Raw genomic sequence first — 24,663 nt, 5'->3', positions numbered from 1 at the left:
GGCGCACGCTCTCGCGACAAGGATGTGGGGACTCGTCATGTGGGTTGAGGACTGGACACCGCGCGCTGCCTGCCGGGCGGCGCAGCCGGATCAGCTGTTCGTTCGCGGAGCGGAGCAGAACAAGGCCAAGCAGGTCTGCCAGGGCTGCCCGGTGCGCACCGAGTGCCTCGCCGAGGCGCTCGACAACCAGATCGAGTGGGGCGTGTGGGGCGGGATGACCGAGCGTGAGCGCCGGGCCCTGCTGCGTCGTCGCCCGGCCGCCTCGTGGCGCTCGGTGCTCGAGAACGCACGCACCCGCGGCACGGTCGAGGCCGAGCCGCTGCGCGCTCGCTGATCCAGCCGGCGCCCAGCCGGCGCCCAGCCGCCGGTCAGCCGCCGATCAGCCGCCGCTCAGTCGGCGGTGGGGGCGCTGCCCAGCAGGTCGCCGACCCGGCGCAGCCCGTCGAGGTCGTGCACGTCGCCTGCCAGCGCCGGCACGGTCGTCGTCGGCACGTCGGGGTGCGCGGCCGCGAAGCGTGCCCGCAGGCCCGCCTCGCGCTGCACCAGCCGCACCCGGTCGGCGTGCAGCCGCAGCAGTCCGGCGCCCAGGTCGTGGCCGCCGCGGGTGCGCAGCCGCTCGGCCGCGGCCATCGCCTCGTCGGCCCCGAGCTCGTCGTACGCCGCCGGGCTGACGCGGTTGACCACCAGCCCCGCCAGCGGCATCGCGTCGCCGCACAGCCGCTCGACGAAGTAGGCGGCCTCGCGCAGCGCGTCGGGCTCGGGGGCCGCGACCACCACGAACGCGGTGCCCTCGGCCTGCAGCAGCGCGTAGGTGCGCTGCGCCCGCTGGCGAAATCCTCCGAAGACGGTGTCGAGGGCGGCGACGAACGTCTGCAGGTCGGTGAGGACCTGCGCGCCCAGGATCTTGGTCAGCGCGCCGGTCACCAGGCCCAGCCCCGCCGTGACCAGGCGCGCCGGGCCGCGCGCGGGCGCGAGCATCAGGCGGATGAACCTGCCGTCGAGGAAGCTGGAGAGCCGCTCGGGCGCGTCGAGGAAGTCCAGGGCTGAGCGCGAGGGCGGGGTGTCGACCACGATCAGGTCGTAGGTGCCCTCGCGCCGTGCGTCGGTGTCGATCTGGCCCAGCTTCTCCATCGCCATGTACTCCTGGGTGCCGGCGAACGAGCTCGACAGGGCGATGTAGAAGGGGTTCTCGAGGATCTGGCGGGCCTTCTCGGGGGTGGCCTGGCTCTCCACCACCTCGTCGAAGGTGCGCTTCATGTCGAGCATCATCGCGTCGAGGCGGCCCGGGCCCTCGACGCCGGCCACGGGGCGCGGGGTGTTGTCGAGCTCCTCGATGCCCATCGACTGCGCGAGGCGGCGGGCCGGGTCGATGGTCAGCACCACCACGGAACGGCCCCGTTCGGCGGCGCGCAGCGCCAGCGCCGCCGACGTGGTGGTCTTGCCCACGCCTCCCGAGCCGGTGCAGACGACGATGCGGGTCGCCGGGTCGTCGATGAGCGCGTCGACGTCGAGGTCGGGCACCGGCGAGGGGTGGGCGGCGAGCGGGCCGACGCGGGGCCGGGCGCGGTCGCTGCGGCGGGTTCTGGTGGCCTGGGTCATCGGAGCCCCTGTTCGTCGAGGGTGGCCGCGAGGTCGTAGAGGCCGCCGAGGTCGACGCCGCCTGCGAGCCGCGGCAGCTCCACCACCGGCACGTCGAAGTCGGCGACCAGCCGGCGCTGCGCGTCCTCGAGCGCCCGCCGCTCGGCGTGGTCGCGCGCCTCGGCGACCAGCCCGTCGAGCAGGGGGTCGGTGACCTCGACACCGGCGGCCTCGAGGTCGCCGCGCAGCTGCGCGCGGTCGAGCCGGCCGGCGAGCGCGTCGGCGAGATCGCCCGTGGCCAGGTCGCGTGGGCGCACCTGGTTGACCACGACCGCCCCGACGGGCAGGCCCGCCTCGCGCAGCTGGGCGATGCCGTCGGCCGTCTCCTGCACCGGCATCTCCTCGAGCACCGTCACCAGGTGCACGGCGGTGCGCGGCGAGCGGAAGAGCGTCATCATCGTGTCCGACTGGGCGCGGATCGGGCCGACCTTGGCCAGCCCCGCCAGCTCGTCGCTGACGTTGAGGAACTGGGTGATCCGGCCGGTGGGCGGGGCGTCGAGCACCACGGCGTCGTACTGCACCGCGCCCTTGTTGCGGCTGTTGCGCTGCACGGCCTCGTAGACCTTGCCGGTGAGCAGGACGTCGCGCACGCCCGGGGCGATGGTGGTGGCGAACTCGATCACGCCGAAGCGGTCGAGCGCCCGCCCGGCCCGGCCGAGCTTGTAGTAGAGCGCGAGGTACTCCAGGAGCGCGGCCTCGGGGTCGATGTGCAGCGCGTGCACGGTGCCGGGCCTGCTGCCGGTGGTGCCGCTCCCGGGGTCGGCCAGGCCGGTGGCGATGCGGCGCTCGGCGTAGGGCAGCGGGTCCACGTCGAACATCCGGGCGATGCCCTGGCGCCCCTCGACCTCGCAGAGGAGCACCTGGCGGCCCTCGGCGGCCAGCGCCAGGGCCAGGGAGGCGGCGACGGTGGACTTGCCGGTGCCGCCCTTGCCCGTCACCACGTGCAGCTGCACCTCGGACCAGTCGGTACGTGTCACGGACGCGAGCCTAGTGCGCGCGCTCGCACCCCGCCGGGTGGTCGCGCACCACCCGCAGGTGTGACGAGCGGGGTGTCCGGGCGGTAACGTGATCGGTTGCTCCCGCGCCGGCCTCGGGGCCCGGCGGCCCCACGAGGGCCCTGCGGTGGGTACGCCCGACCGAGCACGACCGACTCAGCACGACCGACTCAGAGTGATCCCGACCGAGAGGCAGTCATGACGTCCAGCCCACCCACAGACCGACCCGCTCATCCGGACGAGCCGGCCTCCGACGCGCCCGACCGCGCCGAGGGTGCTGCGCGGCGCCGCTTCCCGATGGCCGCACCCCGCGTCTTCATCCCCGCCGCCGTGATCCTGGTGGTCTTCTCCGCGGCCGCCGCGATCTTCCCCACCGGCATGGGTGACCTGCTGCAGAAGGCCAACAACACCGTCGTCATCGACCTCGGCTGGTGGTACGTCCTCGTGGTGACGTCGTTCGTCGCCTTCTCCCTGTGGATGGCCCTCTCACCGATGGGCTCGATCGTCCTGGGCAAGGACGACGAGGACCCCGAGTTCGGGCTCAAGTCCTGGTTCGCGATGCTCTTCGCGGCCGGCATGGGCATCGGCCTGGTGTTCTGGGGCGTCGCCGAGCCGCTCAACCACGTGGCCACCCCGCCCCCGGGCACCGACGTCGCCGGCGGGCCCGACCAGGTCGCCCGCACCGCGATGGACACCACCTTCCTGCACTGGGGCCTGCACGCCTGGGCCATCTACGTCGTGGTGGGCCTCGCGATCGCCTACGCCGTGCACCGCAAGGGCCGCCCGATCTCGATCCGCTGGGCGCTCGAGCCGCTGCTCGGCAAGCGCATCCTCGGCTTCTGGGGCGACGTCGTCGACGTCGTCGCGATCGTCGGCACCCTCTTCGGTGTCGCCACCTCGCTCGGCTTCGGCGTCAAGCAGGTCGGCGCCGGCCTGAGCTTCCTGGGCGTCGTCGACGAGGCCAGCACCCCGCTGCTGGTCCTGCTGATCGCCGTCATCACCGGCATCGCGCTCGTCTCCGTGGTCACCGGCGTCGACAAGGGCATCCGCTACCTGTCGAACATCAACATGGGCGTCGCGGCCGGCCTGCTGGCCGCCGTGCTGCTGCTCGGCCCGACCGTCTTCCTGCTGAGCGACTTCGTGACCCAGATCGGGTCCTACCTGCAGAACTTCCTCAAGCTCTCCTTCGACGTGCGCCCCTTCCAGGGCGAGGCCGGCCAGAGCTGGCTGTCGGGCTGGACCACCTACTACTGGGGCTGGTGGATGAGCTGGGCGCCGTTCGTCGGCGTCTTCATCGCGCGCATCTCGCGCGGGCGCACCGTGCGCGAGTTCGTGCTCGGCGTGCTGCTGGTGCCGACGATGGTCACCTTCCTGTGGTTCTCGGTGCTCGGTGGCACGGCCATCTGGACCGAGATGTTCGGGGGCGGCGGCCTGATCGGCGAGGAGGGCGTGAGCACCGACCTCGCGCTCTTCCAGATGCTCGACACCCTCCCCCTGGGCACCCTGCTCAGCGTGGTCGCGATCTTCCTGATCGTGGTCTTCTTCGTGACCAGCTCCGACTCGGGCTCCTTCGTGGTCGACATGCTCGCCGAAGGCGGCGACCCGAACCCGCCGGTGTGGAGCCGCGCGTTCTGGGCCGGCATGGAGGGCGTCGTGGCAGCGGTGCTGCTGATGGCCGGCGCCGGCGGACTGGCGGCGCTGCAGACCAGCGCCATCCTGGTCGCGGCCCCGTTCAGCATCATCATGGTGCTGCTGATGATCGCCACCGCCAAGGCGCTGCTCGCCGAGAACCGCGTCATCCAGCGCAAGAAGCGCAAGTGGCTGGCGACGCAGATCGCCGACGAGGTCACCGAGGGGCTGCAGGACAGCGGCACGATCCCGGTGGTCGAGGACTCCTCGACCAGCACCACGCACCGCCGCTGACCCCAGCACCACCCAGCACGACCCAGCACCACCCAGCACCACCCAGACACGGCCCCGGCCGCGCCCCGCGCGCGGTCGGGGCCGTGTCGTCGTACGACGCCTCCGCGGGGGGCGGTGGCGGCGCTGCCGCGGCGAGTAGGGTGCGGCCCATGACGACGTGGGAATACCAGGTGGCGCCGATTCCGCTCCACAACGAGGCCCTGATGCTCAACAACTTCGGCCAGGACGGCTGGGAGCTGGTGACCATCCAGACCAACGCCCAGGGCGGCCTCGTGGCCTTCCTCAAGCGCCCGGCCCAGGGCTGAGGAGCGGGCTGTGAGCACTCCCGAGGAGCGCCTGGCCGACCTCGGCCACGCGGTGCCCGAGGTGGCCGCCCCGGTGGCGGCGTACGTGCCGGCGGTCCGCTCGGGCGCGCACGTCTTCACCTCCGGCCAGCTGCCGATGCGCAGCGGCGAGCTGATGGCCACCGGCAAGGTCGGCGGCGAGGTCACCGCCGAGGAGGCCTACGAGTGCGCCGTGCAGTGCGCGCTCAACGCCATCGCCGCGGTGCGCGCCGAGGTCGGCGAGCTCTCCCGGGTCGCACGCGTCGTGAAGGTCGTGTGCTTCGTGGCCTCCACCCCCGACTTCACCGGCCAGCCCGGGGTCGCCAACGGTGTCTCCGAGCTGCTCGGCAAGGTCTTCGGCGAGGCCGGGGTGCACGCACGCTCGGCCGTCGGGGTGCCGGTCCTCCCGCTCGACTCGCCCGTCGAGGTCGAGCTGGTGGTCGAGGTGGCCGACGCCTGATGCGCATCCCGCTGCCGCCCGTGCCGCTGCCCGACAAGGTCGTGGCCCTGGCCGCGGAGTACGCCGACGGAACCCGCGAGCCGGTCGAGCCGCGCAACGCGGCGACCGTGATCGTGCTGCGCGGCGGCGAGACCGGGCCCGAGGCCTACTACCTGCGCCGCCAGGTCTCGATGGACTTCGCGGCCGGGATGGCGGTCTTCCCCGGCGGCGGCGTCGACCCGCGCGACTTCGACGCGCAGGTGGGCTGGGCCGGGCCCGACCCGGCGGCCTGGGGCGAGCGGCTGGGCTGTGACGAGGAGACCGCCCGGGCGCTGGTCTGCGCGGCGGTGCGCGAGACCTTCGAGGAGTCGGGGGTGCTGCTGGCCGGCGTCTCCGACGGCGACGTCGTGGCCGACACCACGGCCGACGACTGGGAGGCCGACCGGGTCGCCCTGGAGTCGCGCGAGCTGGCGATGACCGACTTCCTCAACCGCCGCGGGCTGGTGCTGCGCACCGACCTGCTGGGCGTCTGGGACGCCTGGCTGACCCCGGTCTTCGAGCCCAGGCGCTACCGCACCTGGTTCTTCGTCGCCGAGCTCCCCGCCGGTCAGGTGACCCGCGACGTCTCCAGCGAGTCGTCGTCGGTGACCTGGCTGCCCGCGCGGGTCGCGGCCGACCAGGCCGACGCCGGCGAGCTGGCGATGATGCCGCCGACCTACCTGACCTCGATGGAGGTCGGCACGTACGCCGACCCGGCCGCGGTGCTGGAGGCGGCCCGGGAGCGCTCGGTGCAGATGTTCACCCCGACCGTGGAGCCGCTGGGGGACGGCTGGACCCTGTCGCTGCCCGACCGGCTGCGCCCGCTCGTCAGCGAGCGGAGGCAGGCGTGAGCACGCCCGTCGTGGGTCCCTCCGGCTGGGCCGGCGGGTCGTTCGGCGAACGGGCGCGCTGCGTGCTGGCGCCCAACGCCGACCACATGACCCTCGACGGCACCAACACCTGGGTGCTGCGCGAGCCGGGGGCCCGCCGCTCGGTCGTGGTCGACCCGGGTCCCTCGATCCTGGCCCATCTCGACGCGGTGGCCGAGGCGGCCGGCGAGGTGGGGGCGGTGCTGCTGACCCACCACCACCACGACCACTCCGAGGCGGCCAAGGAGTTCGCCGAGCGGATGGGCTGCGGCGTGAGGGCCCTCGACCCGCGCCACCAGCTGGGCTCCGAGGGGCTCGACGACGGTGACGTCGTCGAGGTCGACGGGCTCGAGGTGCGCGTCGTGGGCACCCCCGGCCACACCGCCGACTCGCTGTCCTTCGTGCTGCCCGCCGAGCGGGCGGTGCTGACCGGTGACACCGTGCTGGGCCGCGGCACCACCGTGGTCGCCCACCCCGACGGCGAGCTGGGCGCCTACCTGGGCTCCCTCGGCCGCCTGCGCGCCTTGGCCGAGGCCCAGGAGGTCGCCACCATCTGGCCCGGCCACGGCCCGGTGATCGACGACGCGTTGGGCGCGATCGGCTACTACCAGGACCACCGCCGCGAGCGGCTCGAGCAGGTGCAGGCCGCGGTCGACACGCTGCGCGCCGCCCCGCACCCCGAGGGCATCGCCGTCGACGAGGTGCCGCGGCGCGTCGTCGAGATCGTCTACGCCGACGTCGACCCGGTGCTCTGGGGCGCCGCCGAGCTGTCGGTGCGGGCCCAGCTGGCCTACCTGGCCGAGCGGCGCTGAGCGCGGCGGCGTACGACCGCACGGGCGAGCGCCAGCGCGCCCACGAGCGCCAGCCCGCCGCCGACCCACCACCAGGTGCGGGAGCGTCGCTCCTCGGCGAAGGCGGGCAGCGGGCGCTCCACCGCGGCGGCGCCGTCGGCGAGCAGGTCGGTGGCCACGGTGAGGGCGTGCGCGTCGGGGCCGCTGACGAGCACCGTCTCGAAGGTCGCACCGCCGGCGGCCAGGGTGAGCACGCCGACCTGCGTCTCGAGGGTGGAGCCGTCCTCGGAGACGTCGACGGCCACGACGACGTGGTCGGGGTCGACCCACTCCAGCACCCGCCAGGTGGCGCCCAGGAGGGCATCGGCGAGGCCGAGGCGCCGTGGTGCGGCGTCGGGGTCCGCACGGCTGGCGGTGACCCAGCTGTACGCGGCCTCGCGGTCGTCCCCCGGCTGGTAGGTGTTGACCAGGTGGCTCACGGCGCTGTCGTCGACGGTGCCGCTGAGCACGACGCCCTCCACGCCCGGCGGGGCGCGGGGCGCCGAGTCGTCGTCGACGGGCAGCAGGCGCGTCGACGCGCCCACCCGCGCGACGGTGCCCTGGTCGTCGATGCCGACGGAGAGCCCGGTTCCTCGGTCGCGGCCGGGCAGCGGCACGGAGCGGGTCGACCCCGGGGCGACGCGGCCGGAGACGGCGGCGTCCCCGAAGGACCTGCCGCTTCCGCGCGGCAGCACCGGCTGCCCCGTCCAGAGCAGCCAGCCGCCGCCGGGTGAGAAGGAGACCGTGCGCACCAGGACGGGGCGCCCTGCGTCCTCCAGGGCCACCTGGCGCACCTCGCCGGTGGTCAGGTCGACGATGCCCAGGCCGGTGCGCAGCGTGGCCCCCACGGGGAGCCCCGAGACGGTGGGGTAGGCCAGCGTGGTGCCGTCGGGCGAGAGCGCCACGGGGTGCACGGTGCCGCTGAGGTCGCGGCCCGCGGCGGCGCCGAAGCGGGGCAGGTCGAGACCCCGGTACTCGCCGGTGCGCGCGTCCACCGCGACGACCTGCCGGTTGCCCTGCGGGGTGTCGGGCACCATCGCGGCCGCCTGGGCCCCCACGGCGAGGTCGTCGGTGGAGTGGACGGCCTGCCGGCCGCTCGGCACCGGCAGGTACGCCGGCAGCGCACCCGCGTCGCCCTCGGCCGGGGCGACCTCGGCCCGGTCGGGCAGCCACGCGAGCGCGCCGGCGACCAGGGCCACCACCGCGGCCACCGCGGCCACGACGGCGAGGGCGTCGCGCCGCACGCTGCGCCGCGCCCGCTCCCAGGTGTCGGCGGGCACCTCGGCCACCGGGGCGCGCTCGGCGATCCGCTCGAGCTCCTCGCGCAGCGGCCGGCTCATCGGGCCACCTCCTCGGCCGGGGGGTGCCCGACGAGCTCGGCGAGCTCGGGCGCCAGGGTGCGGAGGCGGGCCAGCGCCTGGCGGGTCAGCGACTTGGCGGTGCCGGGGCGGATGCCCAGCGCGGACGCGGTCTGCACCTCGGTGAGGTCCTCGAAGTAGCGCAGCACCAGCACGGTGCGCTGGCGGCTGGTCAGGCGGGCGAGCGCCTCCTCGAGGCTCAGGCGCAGAGCCGGGTCGGAGCGCTCGGCCGCCGGGGCGTCGTACCCGCCGAGCGGCTGCTCGGTGAGGTGGCGCCTCGAGCGCCACCAGGAGATGTTCTGGGTGTAGAGGATGCGCCGCACGTAGGGCTCCGGGTCGCCGGAGAGGCGCGGCCACGCCCGGGCCGCCTTGAAGAGCGCTGTCTGCACGAGGTCCTCCGCCAGGTGGGCGTCCCCCGTCAGGAGGTACGCGGTGCGGGAGAGGGCCGGTGTGCGGGCGCGCACGAACGACTCGAAGTCCATGCCCGGTCCGGACGCCACTGGATCACCCTCTCTCACCCAGGCATACGCGCGCAGGGCCACCCGCGGGGGTCACTCCTCGGCGACGTCTTCGCGTGCCCTGCGCCGGCGGCGTACGACGACCCAGGCCAGCCCGCCGACCACGAGCAGTCCCAGGATGCCCAGGCCCACGGTGAGCAGCCACCGCTCCTCGGACCACGGCCAGTCGGGCGCGGGCCGGGACACGGTGGGCCGCTCCGCAGTGACGAGATCGGTCGCCACGCTGAGCGGGCCGACCCCGGGTCCGGTGGACGAGCCGTCGCCGCCCCCGATCATGCCGACGTCGAGCAGGTCGGCGTCGGCATCGACGGGGGCGAGGGTGAGCCGGCCCGGACCTCCGTCGGCGGGCACTCGCTGGACCAGGACCGCGTCCCCCACCCAGCCGAGGGGGCGCACGGCCCAGGACCGCCCGTCCGGTGCCTCGCCGGAGCGGGAGTAGGACGCGCTCCGGTCGAGCTGCAGCACCACGAGGTCCTCCACGGCCGAGGTGCCGATGGCCAGCCGGTCTCCGTCGGGCGCGAGCGCGCCGGCATCGGTGGTCTCGAGCACGCCTGTGGTGAGGCGCTCGGTCCGCGATCCGTCCGGCCGGTGGACCTTGACCGTGCCGCTCGTCAGCACTGCGGCAGTGCCGTCGTCGTCGACGAACGAGCTGCTGCCCGCAGGCTCGAGCCGGCGCTGGGCGCCGCCTGGGGCCACGGTCCCGGAGACGGCCCGTCGACCGGTGCGTGCGGATGTCGTCCAGTACGAGTTCTCGACCCCGCTCCAGGCCAGCCAGGATCCGCCCGGTGACCACGACACCTGGGTGATCGTCACGCCGGCTCCGCCCTCGAGCGGAAGGTCGCGCTCGACCTCGCCGGTCTGCAGGTCGACGACGCGCAGCCCTGACGGGACGGCGGTGCCGTCGTCGGTGGCCGGCCAGGCGTAGGCGTAGGCCAGCCGGGTGCCGTCGGGGGAGAGCGTCAGCGGGGCCGCGTCGCCGGGGAACCAGCCGCTGGTCAGGCCGCTGGTCAGCAGGAAGCCGGGCGGGTCGAGCAGGTGGTAGTCGCCGTCGGCCGCGTCGACGAGCACCGGCAGCCCGGCCTGGGTGACCCACGCGGCGGCAGCAGGACCGACGGCCAGGTCGGAAGTGACCTCGTCGCGCAGCCACGCACCGTCGTCGTCGCGCTCCGACATCCTCTCGGGCACCGGGTGCAGGCTGTCGGGGAGCCCCAGCGCCGACGCTCCCTCTCCCGCGGGCTGCGGCGCGGTGCGGTCGATGGCACGGTCCAGCAGCCCCGGGGTCGCGGCGACGAGCGCGACCACCCCGACGACCGCAGCGGCCCGCAACGCCAGCGCCCGGCGGTGCCGCCGGCGCCCGCGCTGCCAGGTGTCGCGCGGGACCTCGGCGGGCGGCACGGCCTCGGCGGCCTGCTCGAGCAGGTCCTGGAGCTGCGGGTGGGTGCTCATGCGGGGTCCTCCACGAGGTCGGCCAGGTCGGGGGCGAGGACCCGCAGGCGCGCGAGCGCGTGGTGGGTGGTCGACTTGACCGTGCCGCGGCTGACCCCGAGCACGTCGGCCACCTGCGGCTCGGTCAGGTCCTCGAAGAAGCGCAGCACCAGCACGGTGCGCTGGCGGGTGGTCAGCCGGCGCAGCGCCTCGACCAGGCTCAGCCGCAGGTCGGGGTCGTGCCCGGCCGCGGCAGCGGCGTCGTACGCGCCCAGGGCGTGCTCGCGCACCCCGCGGCGGCGCCGCCACACCGAGACCTGCTGGGTGTAGAGCGTGCGCCGCACGTAGGCCTCGGGCGAGGTCTCGACGCGGTGCCAGTGCTCGGCGGCCTTGACCAGGGCGCCCTGGACCAGGTCCTCGGCCAGGTGCGCGTCGCCGGTCAGCAGGTACGCCGTGCGGGTCAGCGCCGGGGTGCGGGCACGCACGAACGCCTCGAAGGCGGCGTGCTGCTCCTCGCGCCGCTCGTGGCGTGGCCCCATGGCTGTCTCCTCGTCCTCACCTGCTCAGACGCTGGGCAGGTGGGAAAAGGGGGCAGTGCTCGAGAAGTTTCTCCTCCGGCCCTCAGCGGGCGCGGCGAGACATCCGCTCGAGGTCCATGATGACCACCGAGCGGGGCTCGAGGCGCAGCCAGCCGCGCGAGGCGAAGTCGGCCAGCGCCTTGTTGACCGTCTCGCGGGAGGCGCCGACCAGCTGGGCGAGCTCCTCCTGGGTGAGGTCGTGGTGCACGTGCACGCCGTCGTCGGCGGTGCGGCCGAAGCGGTCGGCGAGGTCGAGCAGCGCCTTGGCCACACGCCCGGGCACGTCGGAGAAGACCAGGTCGGCCACGACGTCGTTGGCCTTGCGCAGTCGCCCGGCGAGCTGGGTGAGCAGGCCGCGGGCCACGACCGGGCGCCCCTCGAGCCAGCGCAGCAGGTCCTCGTGGGACAGCGAGGCGAAGGAGGCGTCGGTGACGGCGGTGACGGTCGCCGAGCGCGGGCCCGGGTCGAAGAGCGAGAGCTCGCCGAACATCTGGCCGGGGCCCAGGATCGCCAGCAGGTTCTCGCGCCCGTCGGCTGAGGTGCGGCCGAGCTTCACCTTGCCCTCGAGCACGATGTAGAGCTTGTCGCCGGAGTCGCCCTCGCGGAACAGGACGTCACCACGGCGCAGCCGGCTCTCGGTCATGGACGTGCGCAGCGCGGAGGCCGCCTCGTCGTCCAGGGCGCTGAAGAGTGGTGCCTGACGCAGTACGTCGTTGTCCACCGGACCTCCTGTAGTGCGTGCGGGTGCTCGAGACTCGACCGCGCAGGGGCGCACGGATGTGGGCAATGCTATCCAGTGGACTTGATCACAGGCACCATCGCCCCTGTCCGGCGCGGCGGCGACGGTCGCTCCGGGGGTGTCGGTGCTGTCTCGTAGGCTGGCCCGGTGCCCGCCGCCGAGACCCCCACCGCCCTCGTGCGTCGTGCCCGCAAGACCCACCGGGTGCTCGCCGAGACCTACCCCGAGGCCCGCTGCGAGCTCGACTTCGACGACGCCTTCCAGCTGCTCGTGGTGACCGTGCTGTCCGCGCAGACCACCGACCGGCGGGTCAACGCGGTGCGACCCACGCTCTTCGCCGCCTACCCCGACGCCCGGGCGATGGCGGGCGCCGACCGAGGCGTGCTCGAGGAGATCGTCGGTCCGCTCGGCTTCTTCCGCGCCAAGACCGAGTCGCTGCTCAAGCTCTCGGCCCACCTGGTGGAGCACCACGACGGCGAGGTCCCGCCCCGGCTGGTCGACCTGGTCAAGCTGCCGGGGGTCGGGCGCAAGACCGCCAACGTGGTGCTCGGCAACGCCTTCGACGTGCCCGGCATCACCGTCGACACCCACTTCGGCCGGTTGGCGCGCCGCCTGGGCTGGACCGAGGAGACCGACCCGGTCAAGGTCGAGCACGCCGTGGGGGCGCTGTTCCCCAAGAAGGACTGGACGATGCTGAGCCACCGGCTGATCTGGCACGGCCGCCGGCGCTGCCACGCCCAGCGCCCGGCCTGCGGTGCCTGCCCGGTGGCGCGCTGGTGCCCGTCGTACGGCGAGGGCCCGACCGACCCCGAGACCGCGGCCGCGCTGGTCAAGACCGAGGCGCGCCGGTGACCCGACGCCGCACCGCCCCCGTCCTGGCGGCGGTGGCCCTCGTGCTCAGCGCCTGCTCGGGTGAGGACGGCTCGTTCGTGGCCGCCCCCGGCCCGGCGCAGATCGACGTCGACACCCCCGCGCTGCGCGAGGCCAAGGCCGAGGCCGGCATCGAGGACTGCCGTCCCGGCGACGGTGCACCCGTCGAGGGCGGGCTGCCCGAGCTCGAGCTCGCCTGCTTCGGCGGCGGTCCCGCCGTCGACCTGGCGACGCTGCGGGGGCCGCTGGTCCTCAACGCGTGGTTCGCCACCTGCGCGCCGTGCAAGCGCGAGCTGCCGGTCCTGCAGGACTTCTATGCCCAGCACGGCGACCGGGTCGACGTGCTGGGCGTCGACTTCGCCGACCCGATCACCGAGGGCGCGATGGAGCTGCTCGTCGAGAGCGGCGTGACCTACCCCCAGGTCGCCGACACCGAGGGCGAGCTGGGGCTCGACCCGGTGGTGCGCGCGGTCGCCTTCCCCACCACGGTGCTGGTCGGGGCCGACGGCGCGGTCGAGGCGGTGCTGCCGATGGAGATCCGCAGCGTCGCGCAGCTCGAGGGCCTCGTCGCCGAGCACCTGGGGCTCGTGCTGTGAGCGGCTCCAGCGGTTCCATGGCGCCGCTGCCCGAGTGGCTGCTGCCCGTGCAGGCCGCCGCCCAGGCCATCACCGCCGGCCACCTCACCCGCTTCACCCCGCCGGCCGACGGCAGCGCCCGCCCCGGCGCCGTGCTGATGCTCTTCGCCGAGGGGCCGCAGGGCCCCGAGCTGCTGCTCACCGAGCGCGCCCACGACATGCGGTCGCACCCGGGCCAGGTCTCCTTCCCCGGAGGCGGCGTCGACCCCGGCGAGAGCGCGGTGCAGGCGGCGCTGCGCGAGGCGGAGGAGGAGGTGGGTCTCGAGCCCGCCGAGGTCCGGGTCTTCGCGACCCTGCCCGACCTGTGGCTGCCGCCGAGCAACTTCGCGGTCACGCCGGTGCTGGGCTGGTGGGCGCACCCGAGCGGCGTGCACATCGCCAGCCGCCACGAGGTGCACGCCATCCACCACGTGCCGATCAGCGAGCTGCTCGACCCCGAGCACCGGGTCACCGTGCGCCACCCGCGCGGCTACCAGAGCCCCGGCTTCATGATCGGGCCCGACAACGACGTGATCCTGTGGGGCTTCACCGGCGGCATCATCGCCAAGCTCTTCGACTTCCTGGGCTGGACCCAGCCGTGGGACGAGACCCGGGTGCGCGACCTGCCCGCGCACATGCTGGCCGCCGACCCCCGCCCGACGCCGGGCCTCCTCGACATCGAGGACGAGCCCGACCGACCCCACGAGGACATCTGACGACCATGAACCTCCTCGACTGGCTGCTGGTCCTCCTCGTCGTCGCCTACGCCCTCTCCGGCTACTGGCAGGGCTTCATCACCGGCGCCTTCGCCACCGCAGGCCTGCTGGCCGGCGGCCTCTTCGGCATCTGGCTGGCGCCGATCGCCCTGGGCGACGCCAACCCCTCGCTGCTGGTGACCCTGGGGGCGCTGTTCATCGTGATCCTGGCCGCCTCGCTGGGCCAGGCCACCTTGCAGTACGTCGGTGCGCGGCTGCGGTCGCGCATCACCTGGCAGCCCGTGCGCGCGCTCGACGCCGTGGGGGGCGCTGCCCTGAGCGCGGTCGCGGTGCTGCTGGTGGCCTGGGCGCTGGGCGTGGCCGTCTCGGGGTCGCGGATCGCGGGCGTGACCCCGATGGTGCGGGCCTCGACGGTGCTGGCCAAGGTCGACTCGGCGCTGCCGCAGTCGGCCGGGGGACTGCTGCAGACCTTCAACACCGTGGTCGGCACCAGCTTCTTCCCCCGCTACCTCGAGCCCTTCGCGCCCGAGCGGATCATCGAGGTCGGGCCCGGCTCGGAGAAGATGCTGCAGCGTCCGGCGGTGCAGCGCGCCGCTCCGAGCGTGCTGAAGGTCCGGGGCGCCAACTCGTGCGGCAGCGGGGTCGAGGGCACCGGGTTCGTCTACGCCCCCGACCGGCTGATGACCAACGCCCACGTCGTCGCCGGTGTCGACACCCCCCAGGTGCAGACCGCCGACGGTCCGGTCGAGGGCCAGGTCGTCTACTACAACCCCGACGTCGACGTCGCGGTCGTCGCCTTCGACTCCGGCGCCCTGCCGGCCCTCGACTTCGCCGACGCGGCGCCCCGCGACGCCGTGGCCGTGCTCGGCTACCCGCTCGACGGCCCCTACGACGTGCGGGCCGCGCGCATCCGCGCCGAGCAGCGGCTGCGCTCGCCCAACATCTACGGCGACGGCACCGTGATCCGCGAGGTGTTCTCGCTGCGCGGGCTGGTGCGCCCGGGCAACTCCGGGGGGCCGATCGTCTCCACGTCGGGCGACGTCGTGGGCGTCATCTTCGCGGCGTCGGTGACCGACGGCGACACCGGCTACGCGCTGACCACCGACCAGGTGGAGCAGGCCGCCGAGCAGGGCCGCTCGGCCACCGGCGCGGTCTCGACCGGAGCGTGTGCCTAGCGCACAGCCGGTTCGAGACCCAGCCGAGCCTCAGGCGCTGTGCTTGCCCTTGAGTGCCGAGGGGATCTGCTTGCCCTGGGAGATGGCCTTCTCGGGCGCCCGCACCTGCTTGACCTTCTTCACGCCGATGAGCACCAGCAGCCCCGCGAGGGCGACGTACGCGCCGAAGACGATCAGGAACGCCCAGTGCAGGGAGAGCCCGGAGCCGTTCCAGTGGATGAAGTAGGCGATGGCCACCGAGAGCATGATGACGGCCAGCACGCCGAGGAAGCCGGCCGCGGCGAAGAGCCCCACGCCGATGCCACCGGCCTTGACGCTCACCTTCAGCTCCGACTTGGCGAGCTGGATCTCCTTCGAGATCAGGGTGGAGATGTCGCGGCTGGCGTCGGTGACAAGACGCCCGATGGTGGGATCGGTGTCCTTGACCGGCTCGATGGCCATGCGGTTGCTCCCCTGCGGTGAGTGCGGTGTGTCGGGCTCCGACCCTACAAGCCCGGCACCCCACCCGCGCCGCCAGTGGGGGTGAGGGGTCAGGCCGGCGGGGTGGCCGGGTCCTGGTCGCCGGTCTGGTAGACGTCGGGGATGTCGTCGCGGTCCTTGTCGACCTGCTCGGCGTCCCACATCGACTTGTAGACCCGGTTGCGCGCGCGCAGCACGATCGAGGCCAGCAGCACGGCGACCAGGGAGCCCACGAGCACCCCGACCTTGACGTGCTCGTCGCGCTCGGAGGAGCTGCCGAAGGCGAGCTCGCCGATGAGCAGCGAGACCGTGAAGCCGATGCCGGCCAGCAGCGAGAGCCCCACCACGTCGATCCACGACAGCTCGTCGTCGAGGTCGGCCTTGGTGAACTTCGACAACAGCCAGGTCGAGCCGGTGATGCCCACCGCCTTGCCGACGACCAGCCCGGTCACGATGCCGATGGCGACGGGGTCCTGCAGCGACTCCACGAGCCCGCTGAAGCCGCCCACCGTCACGCCGGCGGCGAAGAAGGCGAAGACCGGCACCGCGAAGCCGGCCGAGACCGGGCGCACGAGGTGCTCGAGGTGCTCGGCCAGGCCGGGCTTGTTGCTGTCCTCGTCACGGCGCAGCACCGGCACGGTGAAGCCGAGCAGCACGCCGGCGACGGTGGCGTGCACGCCGGACTCGTGCACCAGCACCCAGGCGACGAGCGCGAGCGGGATCAGCAGCACCCCGTTGAAGATGCGCTTCTGCACCAGCAGGGCGAAGAGCAGGATGGGCAGCAGGCCCAGTCCGAGGAAGGCCAGGTCGAGCTCCTCGGTGTAGAAGAGCGCGATGATCGTGATCGCGAGGAGGTCGTCGACCACGGCCAGGGTCAGCAGGAAGGTGCGCAGCCCCGTGGGCAGGTGGGTGCTGATGACGGCCAGGATCGCGACCGCGAACGCGATGTCGGTGGCGGTGGGGATCGCCCACCCGCTGGGCCCGCCGTTGTCGGCGCCGAGGTTCCAGGCCAGGTAGATCAGGGCGGGCGCGATCATGCCGCCGACGGCCGCGGCCATCGGCAGCGCCGCCCGCTTGGGGTCGCGCAGGTCGCCGGCCACGAACTCGCGCTTGAGCTCGAGGCCGACCACGAAGAAGAAGATCGCGAGCAGGCCGTCGGCGGCCCAGGTGCCGATGCTCAGGTCGAGGTGGAGGGTGAAGAGACCGAGGTCGAGCGGCTCGGAGAGCGGCTTGAAGTCGCGGATCGCCTCGTAGGTGCCCGACCACGGGGTGTTGGCCCACACGATCGCGATCAGCGCGCCGGCGATCAGCAGGAGACCGCCGGTGGTCTCGGCCCGCAGCACCCCCGCGATGCGGGAGTCCTCGAGGAAGCTGCCGCGCGAGAAGAGCCGCGACGAGCCGGAGGTGGAGGGCGGGGTGGGGCTGCTGGAGTTCACGAGGGCTCCTCGGATCGGTCAGCGGTCATGGGCGATGCCGTCGACAGGGGTCGACGGACGCGTTGCCGACCAGACTTCCCGGCGCACCAGCCACTCATCGTAGCGGCGTACCGACCCACCCCTCACCGCCGACCCGGCGCCAGTTCCGCGCGAGCCGGCGCCAGTTCCTCCGCACTCGGAGGAAGTGGCGCCGGCTCGCGGATGAAGTGGCGCCGGGTCGGTGCTGCTCGGTGCTACTCGTCGCCCTTGCCGGTGGAGATGCCCGAGGAGATCAGGTCCATCACCGAGGAGTCGGCCAGGGTCGTGACGTCGCCGACCTCGCGGTTCTCGGCCACGTCGCGCAGCAGGCGGCGCATGATCTTGCCCGAGCGGGTCTTGGGCAGCTCGGCGACGATCATCACCTGGCGCGGCTTGGCGATCGGGCCGATCTCCTTGCGCACGTGGGCGCGCAGCTCCTCGACGATGTCCTCGCCGCCGTCACCCGCCTCGTCGCGCAGGATGACGAAGGCGCAGACGGCCTGGCCGGTGTCCTCGTCCTGGGCGCCGACGACCGCGGCCTCGGCGACCTTGGGGTGCGAGACCAGGGCCGACTCGATCTCGGTGGTCGAGAGGCGGTGGCCCGAGACGTTCATGACGTCGTCGACGCGACCCAGCACCCACAGGTCGCCGTCGTCGTCGAGCTTGGCGCCGTCACCGGCGAAGTAGTAGCCCAGCTTCTCGAAGCGCGACCAGTAGGTCTCCTTGAACCGCTCGTCGTCGCCCCAGATGGTGCGCAGCATCGCCGGCCACGGCTTGGTCAGCACCAGGTAGCCGCCCGCGCCGTTGCCGACCGGCCGGCCCTCCTCGTCGACGACGTCGGCGCTGATGCCCGGGATCGGGATCATCGCCGATCCGGGCTTGCCGTGGGTGACGCCGGGCAGCGGGCTGATCATGATCTGGCCGGTCTCGGTCTGCCACCAGGTGTCGACCACCGGCGTGCGGTCGCCGCCGATGACGTGGCGGTACCAGACGTAGGCCTCGGGGTTGATCGGCTCGCCGACCGAGCCCAGGACCCGCAGGCTCGACAGGTCGCGCGCGTCGGGGATCTCGCGGCCCTGCTTCATGAAGGAGCGGATCGCGGTGGGGGCGGTGTAGAAGATCGAGACCTTCTTCTCCTCGATGATCTGCCACCAGCGGCCCTTCTCGGGCGAGTCGGGGGTGCCCTCGTAGAGCACCTGGGTCGCGCCGTTGGCCAGCGGTCCGTAGACGATGTAGGAGTGCCCGGTGACCCAGCCGATGTCGGCGGTGCACCAGTAGACGTCGTCGGGCTTGAGGTCGAAGACCGCCCAGTGCGTGTACGCCGCTCCCGTCAGGTAGCCGCCCGTCGTGTGCAGGATGCCCTTGGGCTTGCCGGTCGTGCCGGAGGTGTACATGACGTAGAGCGGGTGCTCGGCGTCGAAGGCCTCGGGGGTGTGCTCCGTCGACGCGGTGTCGACGCTCTCGTGCCACCACACGTCGACGCCGTCGTCCCAGCCGTCGGCGCCGAGGTCCTGCCCGGTGCGGCGCACCACGAGCACCTTCTCGACCGTGTGGCCCAGGTCGGCGGCCTTGGCGCGGGCCTCGTCGACGGCCGGCTTGAGCGCCGAGGGCGCGCCGCGGCGGTAGCCGCCGTCGGCGGTGACGACGACCCTGGCCTGGCAGTCCTCGAGGCGCGAGGCCAGCGCGTCGGAGGAGAAGCCTCCGAAGACGACGGTGTGCGGGGCGCCGATGCGGGCGCAGGCCAGCATCGCGACGACGGCCTCGGGGATCATCGGCATGTAGATCGCGACCCGGTCGCCGGTCTGCACGCCCAGGTCGGTCAGCGTGTTGGCGGCCTGGCTGACCAGGTCCTTCAGCTCGGCGTAGGTGATGTCGCGGCCGTCTGCGTGTCCGTCAGCGTCGACCGGCTCGCCGACGAAGTGGAAGGCCACCTTGTCGCCGCGCCCGGCCTCGACGTGGCGGTCCACGCAGTTGTACGCCGCGTTGAGGCGCCCGCCCTCGAACCACTTCGCGAACGGCGGGTCGTCCCAGTTGAGCACCCGCTCCCACGGGGTGGCCCAGTCGAGGCGCCCGGCCTGCTCGGCCCAGAACCCCTCCGGGTCGCGCTCCGCGGCGGCGTACGCCTCGGCGGTGACGTTCGCGTTGGCCGCCAGCTCGGCGGGCGGCTCGAAGCGGCGGTCCTCCTTGAGCAGGTTCGACAGGGTCTCGTCGCTCACGTCTCTTCGTCTCCTCGGTCGTCGGCGTGGGGTGCGGCCGTCGTCACACTAGGACGCCGGCGGCCGGCGTGGGAACGCCCCCGAGGGCGAACCTCCCGGCGCCGGCGAGGCGGCCGGGCGGGTGCGGGTGCACCGGCCCGGCCGCGGGTCCTGCTCAGAGCTCGATCTCGCCCGCCTGGTGCTGGGCGACGAGCTTGGTCTTGCCGGGGTAGCGGATCTCCTCGACGAGCTCCTGCATGATCGGCGAGGGCTTCGTGGTGAACTGCGAGACCACGATGGTGACGGTGAAGTTGATCAGCATGCCGACGGTGCCGAACCCGGTCTCGGGGATGCCGAACAGGCCGTCGGAGTTCCCGTAGATGTCGATGGTCCAGATCATGTAGGCCAACGTCACCGTGAGGCCGGTGAGCATGCCCGCCACGGCACCCTTGGCCGTGCAGTTCTTCCAGAAGATGCCGAGCACCAGGATCGGGAAGAAGCTGGCCGCGGCGAGGCCGAAGGCGAGCGCGACCACCTGGGCCACGAAGCCGGGTGGGTTGATGCCGAAGTAGCCGGCCACCACGATCGCGCCGGCCATGGCGAAGCGGCCGACGAGCAGCTGCTTGGCCTCGGTCGCGGCGGGGTTGATCTTCTTGTAGTAGACGTCGTTGGCCACCGACGAGGAGATCACCAGCAGCAGCCCCGAGGCCGTCGAGAGGGCCGCGGCGAGCGCGCCCGCCGCGACCAGGCCGACGATCGGCGCCGGCAGGCCACCGATCTCGGGGCTGGCCAGCACGATGATGTCGTTGTTGATGACGGTCTCGGTGGCGAAGTCGATGACCCCGTTGCCGTTGGCGTCGGTGGCCGAGACCAGCCCGACCTCCGACCAGGTGCTGAACCAGCCCGGCTCCGAGCCGATCGCGGTGCCGTCGAGGTCCTGGAGGATCTGCAGCTTGGTGAAGGCCGCGACCGACGGGGCGGTCGTGTAGAGCAGCGCGATGAAGAAGATCGCCCACAGGGCGCTGTAGCGGGCTGCGCGCACGCTCTTGGCGGTGTAGAAGCGCACGATCACGTGCGGCAGCCCGGCGGTGCCGAACATCAGCGCCGCGGTGATCAGCACCATGTTGGGCATCGAGGTCTGCGTGAAGGCCTCGGTGTACGCCGCCAGGCCCAGGTCCTGCTGCAGCCCGTCGAGCTCGGCGAGGATGTCGCCGAAGCCGATCTGCGGCACGGGGATGCCGGTGACCTTCGCGGAGACCGCGAACGCCGGGATCATGTAGGCCACGATCAGCACGGAGTACTGCGCGACCTGGGTCCAGGTGATGCCCTTCATGCCGCCCAGGACGGCGTAGAAGAAGACCACCGTCATGCCGATGACGACGCCGGTGGTGGTGCCCACCCCGAGGAACCGGGTGAAGACCAGGCCTGCGCCGGCCATCTGGCCCGCGACGTAGACGAACGAGACGACGACCGCGGCGACGACCGCGACCAGCCGGGCGGTCTCGGAGTACCGGTCGCCGACGAAGTCGGGCAGCGTGTACTTGCCGAACTTGCGCAGGTACGGCGCCAGCAGCAGGGCGAGCAGCACGTAGCCGCCGGTCCAGCCGAGCAGGAAGACGCCGCCGGCGTAGCCGTTGTAGGCGAAGGCCACGATGCCGGCCAGGGAGATGAACGACGCGGCGCTCATCCAGTCGGCCGCGATTGCGGCGCCGTTGGCCACGGCCGGGATGCCGCCGCCGGCGACGTAGAAGCCGGAGGTGGTGCTGACCCGGCTGGCGTAGGCGATGTAGATGTAGACGCTGAAGGTGATGACCGTGAAGATCAGGGTCCAGAGCTGGATGTCGCTCACGAGTGGTGCACCTCCTGCTCGTACTCCTCCACGCCGAACTCCGCGTCGAGCTTGTCCATGCGCCACACGTAGACCGCGATGATCGCGACGAACGTGATGATCGCGCCCTGCTGGGAGAACCAGAAGCCGAGCGGGAACCCGGCGACCACGATCTCGTTGAGCGGCTCCACGAACAGGATCCCGGCGCCGAACGACACCAGGGCCCAGATCGTCAGCAGCACGGCCATCAGCCGTACGTTGCGGCGCCAGTACTCCCGGCGCTGTGCGTCATCCATCGCTTCCTCCTCGTCTCGACGACGCGTGAGGTGGACCACACGTCAGGTCGTCGGAACGGGATGCAATCGCCGTCGCCGGGGTCGCCGCAAGAGTAAAAGGTGACTCCGGTCACACTTTGCGACGAGCGGGTCGGCGGCTGCGACGAGCGGCGGGCGGGCGGCACTCGAGGGGCGACGAGCGGCTCCTGAAGGGGGTCGTCGACCGCTCGTCGCGGCGCAGCGACCGTTCGTCGCGCGGCGTACGACGCTCGGCCGGCGCGCGGGGTCGTGCCCCTGCCGTGACGTGGGTCACTCGTCGTAGCCTCCCGGCATGGCCACCACCAGCAGCGCTGCCGCCACGACCACCAGCAGCACCGACGCCACCCGCTCGCGCACGCGGGGCCGCCGCGGCGGCGAGCCGGGGCGTCGCAGCCTGCTCGGTGCCAGCCTCCTGGTGCTCTTCGGCTCGTTCATGCCCTGGGTCGACACGCCGCTCGGCACGGTGCTGGGCGGCCAGGGCGCCGGGCTGTGGACGTTCTACGCCTGCATGCTCGGCTTCGCCGGGGTGATGGTGCCGTGGCGCACGCTGGCGGTGGCGCAGGCGGCGCTGCTCGGTGTGGTGGCGCTCGCCCTGCCGCTGTGGCAGGTCGGGCACCTGCTGAACCTGGTCGGCACCGCCGGCTGGATGCCCGGCCCCGGTCTGGTGCTGGTGCTCGGCGGCGGCGTGCTGGCCTGCGTGAGCGCGGTGCGCCTGCACCGCGGCCCAGTGGGCGCCTGAGGGCCCGACACCCGGGCGCTCCGCCGCCTCTCCCTGACGCCACCCGGTCCTCGAGGACCGGGTGGCGTCGTGCATGAGGGGTCCTCCGGCACACCCGAGGCCGCAGATACGTAGATCCACGGACGCCACCCCCGTGCGGGTGTTCCTACGGTCCTGGGACACGCCGGTCGACGACCGGGAGGACCGGCCGAAGGAGCAGCTCACATGTTTGACCTCACCGGGCGCGTCGCGCTGGTGACGGGTGCCGCGCAGGGAATCGGGCACGCGGTCGCCACGGCACTCGCCGATGCGGGAGCGACGGTGGTCGCCACCGACATCAGGGACCAGTCCGACCTGGGCGACGAGATCCGCACGCGGTCCCACGACGTCACCGACCCTCGCCGTTGGGCCGAGATCGTGGACGAGGTCGCCGACTCCGAGGGCCGCCTCGACATCCTGGTCAACAACGCCGGCGTCTCGGGCTACGACCAGCTGCACGAGCTGTCGCTGCAGGAGTGGAACCGCATCGTGGCCATCAACCAGACCGGTGTCCTGCTGGGGATGAAGCACGCGCTGCGACTGATGCGTCCCCGGCGTTCCGGAGCCATCGTCAACATCTCCTCGATCTGCGGGGCCACCTCGGTCGCCGGCGTCGCGGCCTACCACGCCTCCAAGCACGCCGTGCTGACCATGACGAAGAACGCTGCCGTCTCCTACGCCGCGGAAGGCATCCGGGCCAACGCGGTCCTGCCCGGTTGGATCCGCACTCCGCTGACGCTGGGGCAGACCGACGAGCTCAACGACGCCTTCCTGGACGCCACCCCGATGGGCGTGGGTGGCGAGAGCGCCGACGTGGCAGCAGCTGTGTGCTTCCTCGTCTCCGACCACGCCCGCTTCATCACCGGCGTCGACCTCCCGGTCGACGGCGGCTACCTCGCCCGCTGAGCAGGAGGAGATCCACATGAACCCGCAGAGCGGACGACTCGACGGCAAGGTCGCGCTGGTCACCGGCGCAGCGGTCGGCATCGGCCTGGCCACGGCCCGCCTCTTCGCCGCCGAGGGCGCCACCGTGCTGGCCGCCGACGTGGACAAGCCCGAGCCCGGGGCCCTCCTGGTCGAGGGAGCCGAGGAGATCGAGTACGTCCACCTCGACGTCACCGACGAGCACGAGTGGGAGCGGGTGGTCGTCGACGTCGTCGCCGAGCACGGCAGGCTCGACGTGCTCGTCAACAACGCCGGTGTCATCGACTACGCCGGCATCAGCGAGGTCACGCTGGAGGACTGGAACCGGGTGCTGGGCGTCGACCAGACCGGGGTCTTCCTGGGCACTCGCACGGCGCTGGCGCCGATGCGTCGGCAGCGCTCGGGGTCGATCGTCAACCTCTCGTCGGCGTGGGGCGTGGTCGGCTCCGAGGGGGTGGCTGCCTACCAGGCGGCCAAGGGGGCCGTGCGCGGCCTGACCCGCAACACCGCGACCACCTACGCCCGTGACGGCATCAGGGCCAACACCGTCATCCCGGGCTGGATCACCACTCCGTTGACCGACCGCCAGCCCGACCAGAAGAACGCCGAGGTCATCGGGCTGACCCCGCTCGGCTTCGGCGGTGCCCCCGAGGACATCGCCTGGGGCTGCGTCTACCTCGCCAGCGACGAGTCCCGCTACGTGACCGGCAGCGAGCTGGTCATCGACGGCGGCCTGCTCGCCCGATGACCACCACCGACCCGTCCTCCACTGCCTTTCCCGAGGAGACCTCCATGACCCGCACCCTCCGCGTCGCCGCCGCCCAGTTCGAGATGCGCGCGGTCGACTCCTTCGACGCCTTCGCCGAGCAGGTCCGTGCCCTGCTCGACCGTGCCGGCGACGCCCGGCTCGTCGTGCTGCCCGAGCTGTTCACCGAGGCGCTGTTCACCCTCGACCCCGACTGGCAGCAGCACCGGATCGACCAGCTGACCCGGATCGCGGACCACACCGAGGCCTACCGCGACCTGTTCCGCACCGAGGCGGCGGGCCGCGACCAGTGGATCCTCGCCGGCAGCCACCTGGTGGCCACCGAGCGCGGCCACGAGAACGTCGCCTTCCTGTTCGGCCCCGACGGCCAGGAGCACCGGCACTCCAAGACCCACATCTTCCCTGCGGAGGCCGAGTGGGGCACCGCCGAGGGTGACGAGCTGGCGGTCTTCGACGTCGACGGAGTCAGCGTGGGCATCGCCATCTGCTACGAGGCGGAGATCCCCGAGGTCAGCACCACCCTGACGGCCATGGGTGCCGAGGTGCTCCTGGTGCCGTCGTACACGTTCACCGAGGCCGGCTTCTGGCGGGTGCGGCACTGCGCGGCCGCCCGGGCCATCGAGGACCAGGTGTACGTCGTGCACAGCCCGACCGTCTCCCACCTCGAGTCGCCGCTCTCTCCTGGCTGGGCCCGTGCCTCGGTGCTCTCACCCTGCGACCTGGTCTTCCCCGCCGACGGGGTGCTGGTGGAGGCCCGCACCAACGTCGAGGACGTCGTGGTCCACGAGCTCGACCTCGACCTGCTGCACGAGAACCGCCGCTCCGGCGCCGCGACCACCTACACGGACCGCGGTCGCCGCAAGGACCTGTACGCCAAGTACGACCACGTCTCGCTCTGACCCGGCTCCACGCCCTCG

Annotated in this window: 26 protein-coding genes; 14 read left to right on the top strand and 12 right to left on the bottom strand. The window is 73.0% G+C overall.

The window, feature by feature from the left end:
• Positions 1–37: 37 nt before the first annotated feature.
• Entirely contained in the window at positions 38–334 is a 297-nt protein-coding gene (locus tag JOE61_RS08750; RefSeq protein ID WP_193669693.1) for a WhiB family transcriptional regulator, read from the top strand.
• Positions 335–390: 56 nt separating this feature from the next.
• Here JOE61_RS08750 and bagB read toward each other — a convergent pair whose 3' ends face one another.
• Entirely contained in the window at positions 391–1,599 is a 1,209-nt protein-coding gene (gene bagB, locus JOE61_RS08745) for an ArsA family ATPase (protein ID WP_193669692.1), read from the bottom strand.
• A complete protein-coding gene (gene bagA, locus JOE61_RS08740; RefSeq protein ID WP_307822891.1) occupies positions 1,596–2,615 on the bottom strand; it encodes an ATPase BagA in 1,020 nt (339 codons plus the stop codon). The genes bagB and bagA overlap by 4 nt, the downstream gene beginning before the upstream one ends.
• Before the next feature lie 216 nt (positions 2,616–2,831).
• On the opposite strand from bagA, the gene JOE61_RS08735 reads away from it, so the two are divergent.
• From JOE61_RS08735 to JOE61_RS08715, 5 genes are all read left to right on the top strand, one after another.
• Positions 2,832–4,556, top strand: a complete 1,725-nt coding sequence (locus JOE61_RS08735) for a BCCT family transporter (RefSeq protein WP_227491949.1) — start codon at positions 2,832–2,834, stop codon at positions 4,554–4,556.
• A gap of 149 nt (positions 4,557–4,705) precedes the next feature.
• The gene (sp36, locus tag JOE61_RS08730; RefSeq protein WP_193669691.1) at positions 4,706–4,861 is read left to right on the top strand and encodes a Sp36 family protein; all 156 of its coding nucleotides are present in this window, start codon (positions 4,706–4,708) and stop codon (positions 4,859–4,861) included.
• Positions 4,862–4,871: 10 nt separating this feature from the next.
• On the top strand, positions 4,872–5,339 hold the full coding sequence (locus JOE61_RS08725; RefSeq protein WP_193669690.1) for a RidA family protein: 468 nt from the start codon (positions 4,872–4,874) through the stop codon (positions 5,337–5,339).
• Complete coding sequence (locus tag JOE61_RS08720; protein WP_193669689.1) at positions 5,339–6,208, top strand: NUDIX hydrolase; 870 nt, start codon at positions 5,339–5,341, stop codon at positions 6,206–6,208. Before JOE61_RS08725 ends, JOE61_RS08720 begins: the two co-directional genes overlap by 1 nt.
• Positions 6,205–7,038 carry an MBL fold metallo-hydrolase gene (locus JOE61_RS08715; RefSeq protein ID WP_307822890.1) on the top strand — a complete coding sequence of 278 codons (834 nt, stop codon included), beginning with the start codon at positions 6,205–6,207 and terminating at the stop codon, positions 7,036–7,038. The genes JOE61_RS08720 and JOE61_RS08715 overlap by 4 nt, the downstream gene beginning before the upstream one ends.
• Here JOE61_RS08715 and JOE61_RS08710 read toward each other — a convergent pair.
• The 5 genes from JOE61_RS08710 to JOE61_RS08690 form a co-directional block, all read right to left on the bottom strand.
• The gene (locus JOE61_RS08710) at positions 7,017–8,396 is read right to left on the bottom strand and encodes a hypothetical protein (RefSeq protein WP_193669688.1); all 1,380 of its coding nucleotides are present in this window, start codon (positions 8,394–8,396) and stop codon (positions 7,017–7,019) included. The two genes, JOE61_RS08715 and JOE61_RS08710, sit on opposite strands and share 22 nt — an antisense overlap.
• Positions 8,393–8,914 (bottom strand): SigE family RNA polymerase sigma factor, encoded by a 522-nt coding sequence (locus JOE61_RS08705; protein ID WP_307822889.1) that lies wholly within the window; start codon positions 8,912–8,914, stop codon positions 8,393–8,395. Before JOE61_RS08705 ends, JOE61_RS08710 begins: the two co-directional genes overlap by 4 nt.
• A 51-nt stretch (positions 8,915–8,965) precedes the next feature.
• Positions 8,966–10,378 carry a TolB-like translocation protein gene (locus JOE61_RS08700; RefSeq protein WP_193669687.1) on the bottom strand — a complete coding sequence of 471 codons (1,413 nt, stop codon included), beginning with the start codon at positions 10,376–10,378 and terminating at the stop codon, positions 8,966–8,968.
• Positions 10,375–10,896, bottom strand: coding sequence for a SigE family RNA polymerase sigma factor (locus JOE61_RS08695; RefSeq protein ID WP_193669686.1), 522 nt, complete (start codon positions 10,894–10,896; stop codon positions 10,375–10,377). The genes JOE61_RS08700 and JOE61_RS08695 overlap by 4 nt, the downstream gene beginning before the upstream one ends.
• A gap of 82 nt (positions 10,897–10,978) precedes the next feature.
• Complete coding sequence (locus JOE61_RS08690) at positions 10,979–11,656, bottom strand: Crp/Fnr family transcriptional regulator (protein WP_193669685.1); 678 nt, start codon at positions 11,654–11,656, stop codon at positions 10,979–10,981.
• Between the two features lie 165 nt (positions 11,657–11,821).
• Here JOE61_RS08690 and nth point away from each other — a divergent pair, with 165 nt between their 5' ends.
• The 4 genes from nth to JOE61_RS08670 are packed head-to-tail and all read left to right on the top strand — an operon-like array spanning position 11,822 to position 15,049.
• A complete protein-coding gene (nth, locus tag JOE61_RS08685; RefSeq protein ID WP_193669684.1) occupies positions 11,822–12,526 on the top strand; it encodes an endonuclease III in 705 nt (234 codons plus the stop codon).
• Positions 12,523–13,140: a TlpA family protein disulfide reductase gene (locus tag JOE61_RS08680; RefSeq protein ID WP_193669683.1), complete on the top strand. Its 618-nt coding sequence runs from the start codon at positions 12,523–12,525 to the stop codon at positions 13,138–13,140. The genes nth and JOE61_RS08680 overlap by 4 nt, the downstream gene beginning before the upstream one ends.
• Positions 13,137–13,874, top strand: coding sequence for an NUDIX hydrolase (locus JOE61_RS08675; RefSeq protein ID WP_307822888.1), 738 nt, complete (start codon positions 13,137–13,139; stop codon positions 13,872–13,874). The genes JOE61_RS08680 and JOE61_RS08675 overlap by 4 nt, the downstream gene beginning before the upstream one ends.
• A 5-nt stretch (positions 13,875–13,879) precedes the next feature.
• Positions 13,880–15,049, top strand: a complete 1,170-nt coding sequence (locus JOE61_RS08670; protein WP_193669682.1) for a MarP family serine protease — start codon at positions 13,880–13,882, stop codon at positions 15,047–15,049.
• 30 nt (positions 15,050–15,079) lie between these two features.
• On the opposite strand, the gene JOE61_RS08665 is transcribed toward JOE61_RS08670, so the two are convergent.
• The 5 genes from JOE61_RS08665 to JOE61_RS08645 all read right to left on the bottom strand — a co-directional run bounded on the left by JOE61_RS08665 (position 15,080) and on the right by JOE61_RS08645 (position 21,281).
• A complete protein-coding gene (locus JOE61_RS08665) occupies positions 15,080–15,490 on the bottom strand; it encodes a phage holin family protein (protein WP_193669681.1) in 411 nt (136 codons plus the stop codon).
• A gap of 89 nt (positions 15,491–15,579) precedes the next feature.
• On the bottom strand, positions 15,580–16,944 hold the full coding sequence (nhaA, locus tag JOE61_RS08660) for a Na+/H+ antiporter NhaA (RefSeq protein ID WP_204797188.1): 1,365 nt from the start codon (positions 16,942–16,944) through the stop codon (positions 15,580–15,582).
• Between the two features lie 233 nt (positions 16,945–17,177).
• Positions 17,178–19,178, bottom strand: a complete 2,001-nt coding sequence (gene acs, locus JOE61_RS08655) for an acetate--CoA ligase (RefSeq protein WP_193669680.1) — start codon at positions 19,176–19,178, stop codon at positions 17,178–17,180.
• A gap of 154 nt (positions 19,179–19,332) precedes the next feature.
• A complete protein-coding gene (locus tag JOE61_RS08650; protein WP_193669679.1) occupies positions 19,333–21,006 on the bottom strand; it encodes a VC_2705 family sodium/solute symporter in 1,674 nt (557 codons plus the stop codon).
• Positions 21,003–21,281, bottom strand: coding sequence for a DUF4212 domain-containing protein (locus JOE61_RS08645; RefSeq protein WP_179615128.1), 279 nt, complete (start codon positions 21,279–21,281; stop codon positions 21,003–21,005). The genes JOE61_RS08650 and JOE61_RS08645 overlap by 4 nt, the downstream gene beginning before the upstream one ends.
• A gap of 310 nt (positions 21,282–21,591) precedes the next feature.
• Here JOE61_RS08645 and JOE61_RS08640 point away from each other — a divergent pair, with 310 nt between their 5' ends.
• The 4 genes from JOE61_RS08640 (at position 21,592) to JOE61_RS08625 (ending at position 24,645) form a co-directional block, all read left to right on the top strand.
• Positions 21,592–22,038, top strand: coding sequence for a hypothetical protein (locus JOE61_RS08640; RefSeq protein WP_204797187.1), 447 nt, complete (start codon positions 21,592–21,594; stop codon positions 22,036–22,038).
• A gap of 204 nt (positions 22,039–22,242) precedes the next feature.
• On the top strand, positions 22,243–22,962 hold the full coding sequence (locus JOE61_RS08635; protein ID WP_193669678.1) for an SDR family NAD(P)-dependent oxidoreductase: 720 nt from the start codon (positions 22,243–22,245) through the stop codon (positions 22,960–22,962).
• Positions 22,963–22,978: 16 nt separating this feature from the next.
• Positions 22,979–23,728: an SDR family NAD(P)-dependent oxidoreductase gene (locus tag JOE61_RS08630; RefSeq protein WP_193669677.1), complete on the top strand. Its 750-nt coding sequence runs from the start codon at positions 22,979–22,981 to the stop codon at positions 23,726–23,728.
• Between the two features lie 44 nt (positions 23,729–23,772).
• Positions 23,773–24,645, top strand: coding sequence for a carbon-nitrogen hydrolase family protein (locus JOE61_RS08625; protein ID WP_193669676.1), 873 nt, complete (start codon positions 23,773–23,775; stop codon positions 24,643–24,645).
• Positions 24,646–24,663: the final 18 nt, after the last annotated feature.

The sequence above is a fragment of the Nocardioides salarius genome (assembly GCF_016907435.1).
In the GTDB taxonomy this organism is placed as follows: Bacteria; Actinomycetota; Actinomycetes; order Propionibacteriales; family Nocardioidaceae; genus Nocardioides; species Nocardioides salarius.
This window is presented reverse-complemented; position numbering and strand designations above follow the sequence as displayed.

What these genes read in the sequence shown, in the direction of transcription:
- JOE61_RS08750 (WP_193669693.1), top strand. Translation starts at nt 38, where the DNA reads ATGTGGGTTGAGGACTGGACACCGCGCGCTGCCTGCCGGGCGGCGCAG.
- bagB (WP_193669692.1), bottom strand. Translation starts at nt 1,599, where the DNA reads ATGACCCAGGCCACCAGAACCCGCCGCAGCGACCGCGCCCGGCCCCGC.
- JOE61_RS08735 (WP_227491949.1), top strand. Translation starts at nt 2,832, where the DNA reads ATGACGTCCAGCCCACCCACAGACCGACCCGCTCATCCGGACGAGCCG.
- sp36 (WP_193669691.1), top strand. Translation starts at nt 4,706, where the DNA reads ATGACGACGTGGGAATACCAGGTGGCGCCGATTCCGCTCCACAACGAG.
- JOE61_RS08720 (WP_193669689.1), top strand. Translation starts at nt 5,339, where the DNA reads ATGCGCATCCCGCTGCCGCCCGTGCCGCTGCCCGACAAGGTCGTGGCC.
- JOE61_RS08710 (WP_193669688.1), bottom strand. Translation starts at nt 8,396, where the DNA reads ATGAGCCGGCCGCTGCGCGAGGAGCTCGAGCGGATCGCCGAGCGCGCC.
- JOE61_RS08700 (WP_193669687.1), bottom strand. Translation starts at nt 10,378, where the DNA reads ATGAGCACCCACCCGCAGCTCCAGGACCTGCTCGAGCAGGCCGCCGAG.
- JOE61_RS08695 (WP_193669686.1), bottom strand. Translation starts at nt 10,896, where the DNA reads ATGGGGCCACGCCACGAGCGGCGCGAGGAGCAGCACGCCGCCTTCGAG.
- JOE61_RS08670 (WP_193669682.1), top strand. Translation starts at nt 13,880, where the DNA reads ATGAACCTCCTCGACTGGCTGCTGGTCCTCCTCGTCGTCGCCTACGCC.
- JOE61_RS08665 (WP_193669681.1), bottom strand. Translation starts at nt 15,490, where the DNA reads ATGGCCATCGAGCCGGTCAAGGACACCGATCCCACCATCGGGCGTCTT.
- JOE61_RS08645 (WP_179615128.1), bottom strand. Translation starts at nt 21,281, where the DNA reads ATGGATGACGCACAGCGCCGGGAGTACTGGCGCCGCAACGTACGGCTG.
- JOE61_RS08640 (WP_204797187.1), top strand. Translation starts at nt 21,592, where the DNA reads ATGGCCACCACCAGCAGCGCTGCCGCCACGACCACCAGCAGCACCGAC.
- JOE61_RS08635 (WP_193669678.1), top strand. Translation starts at nt 22,243, where the DNA reads ATGTTTGACCTCACCGGGCGCGTCGCGCTGGTGACGGGTGCCGCGCAG.
- JOE61_RS08630 (WP_193669677.1), top strand. Translation starts at nt 22,979, where the DNA reads ATGAACCCGCAGAGCGGACGACTCGACGGCAAGGTCGCGCTGGTCACC.
- JOE61_RS08625 (WP_193669676.1), top strand. Translation starts at nt 23,773, where the DNA reads ATGACCCGCACCCTCCGCGTCGCCGCCGCCCAGTTCGAGATGCGCGCG.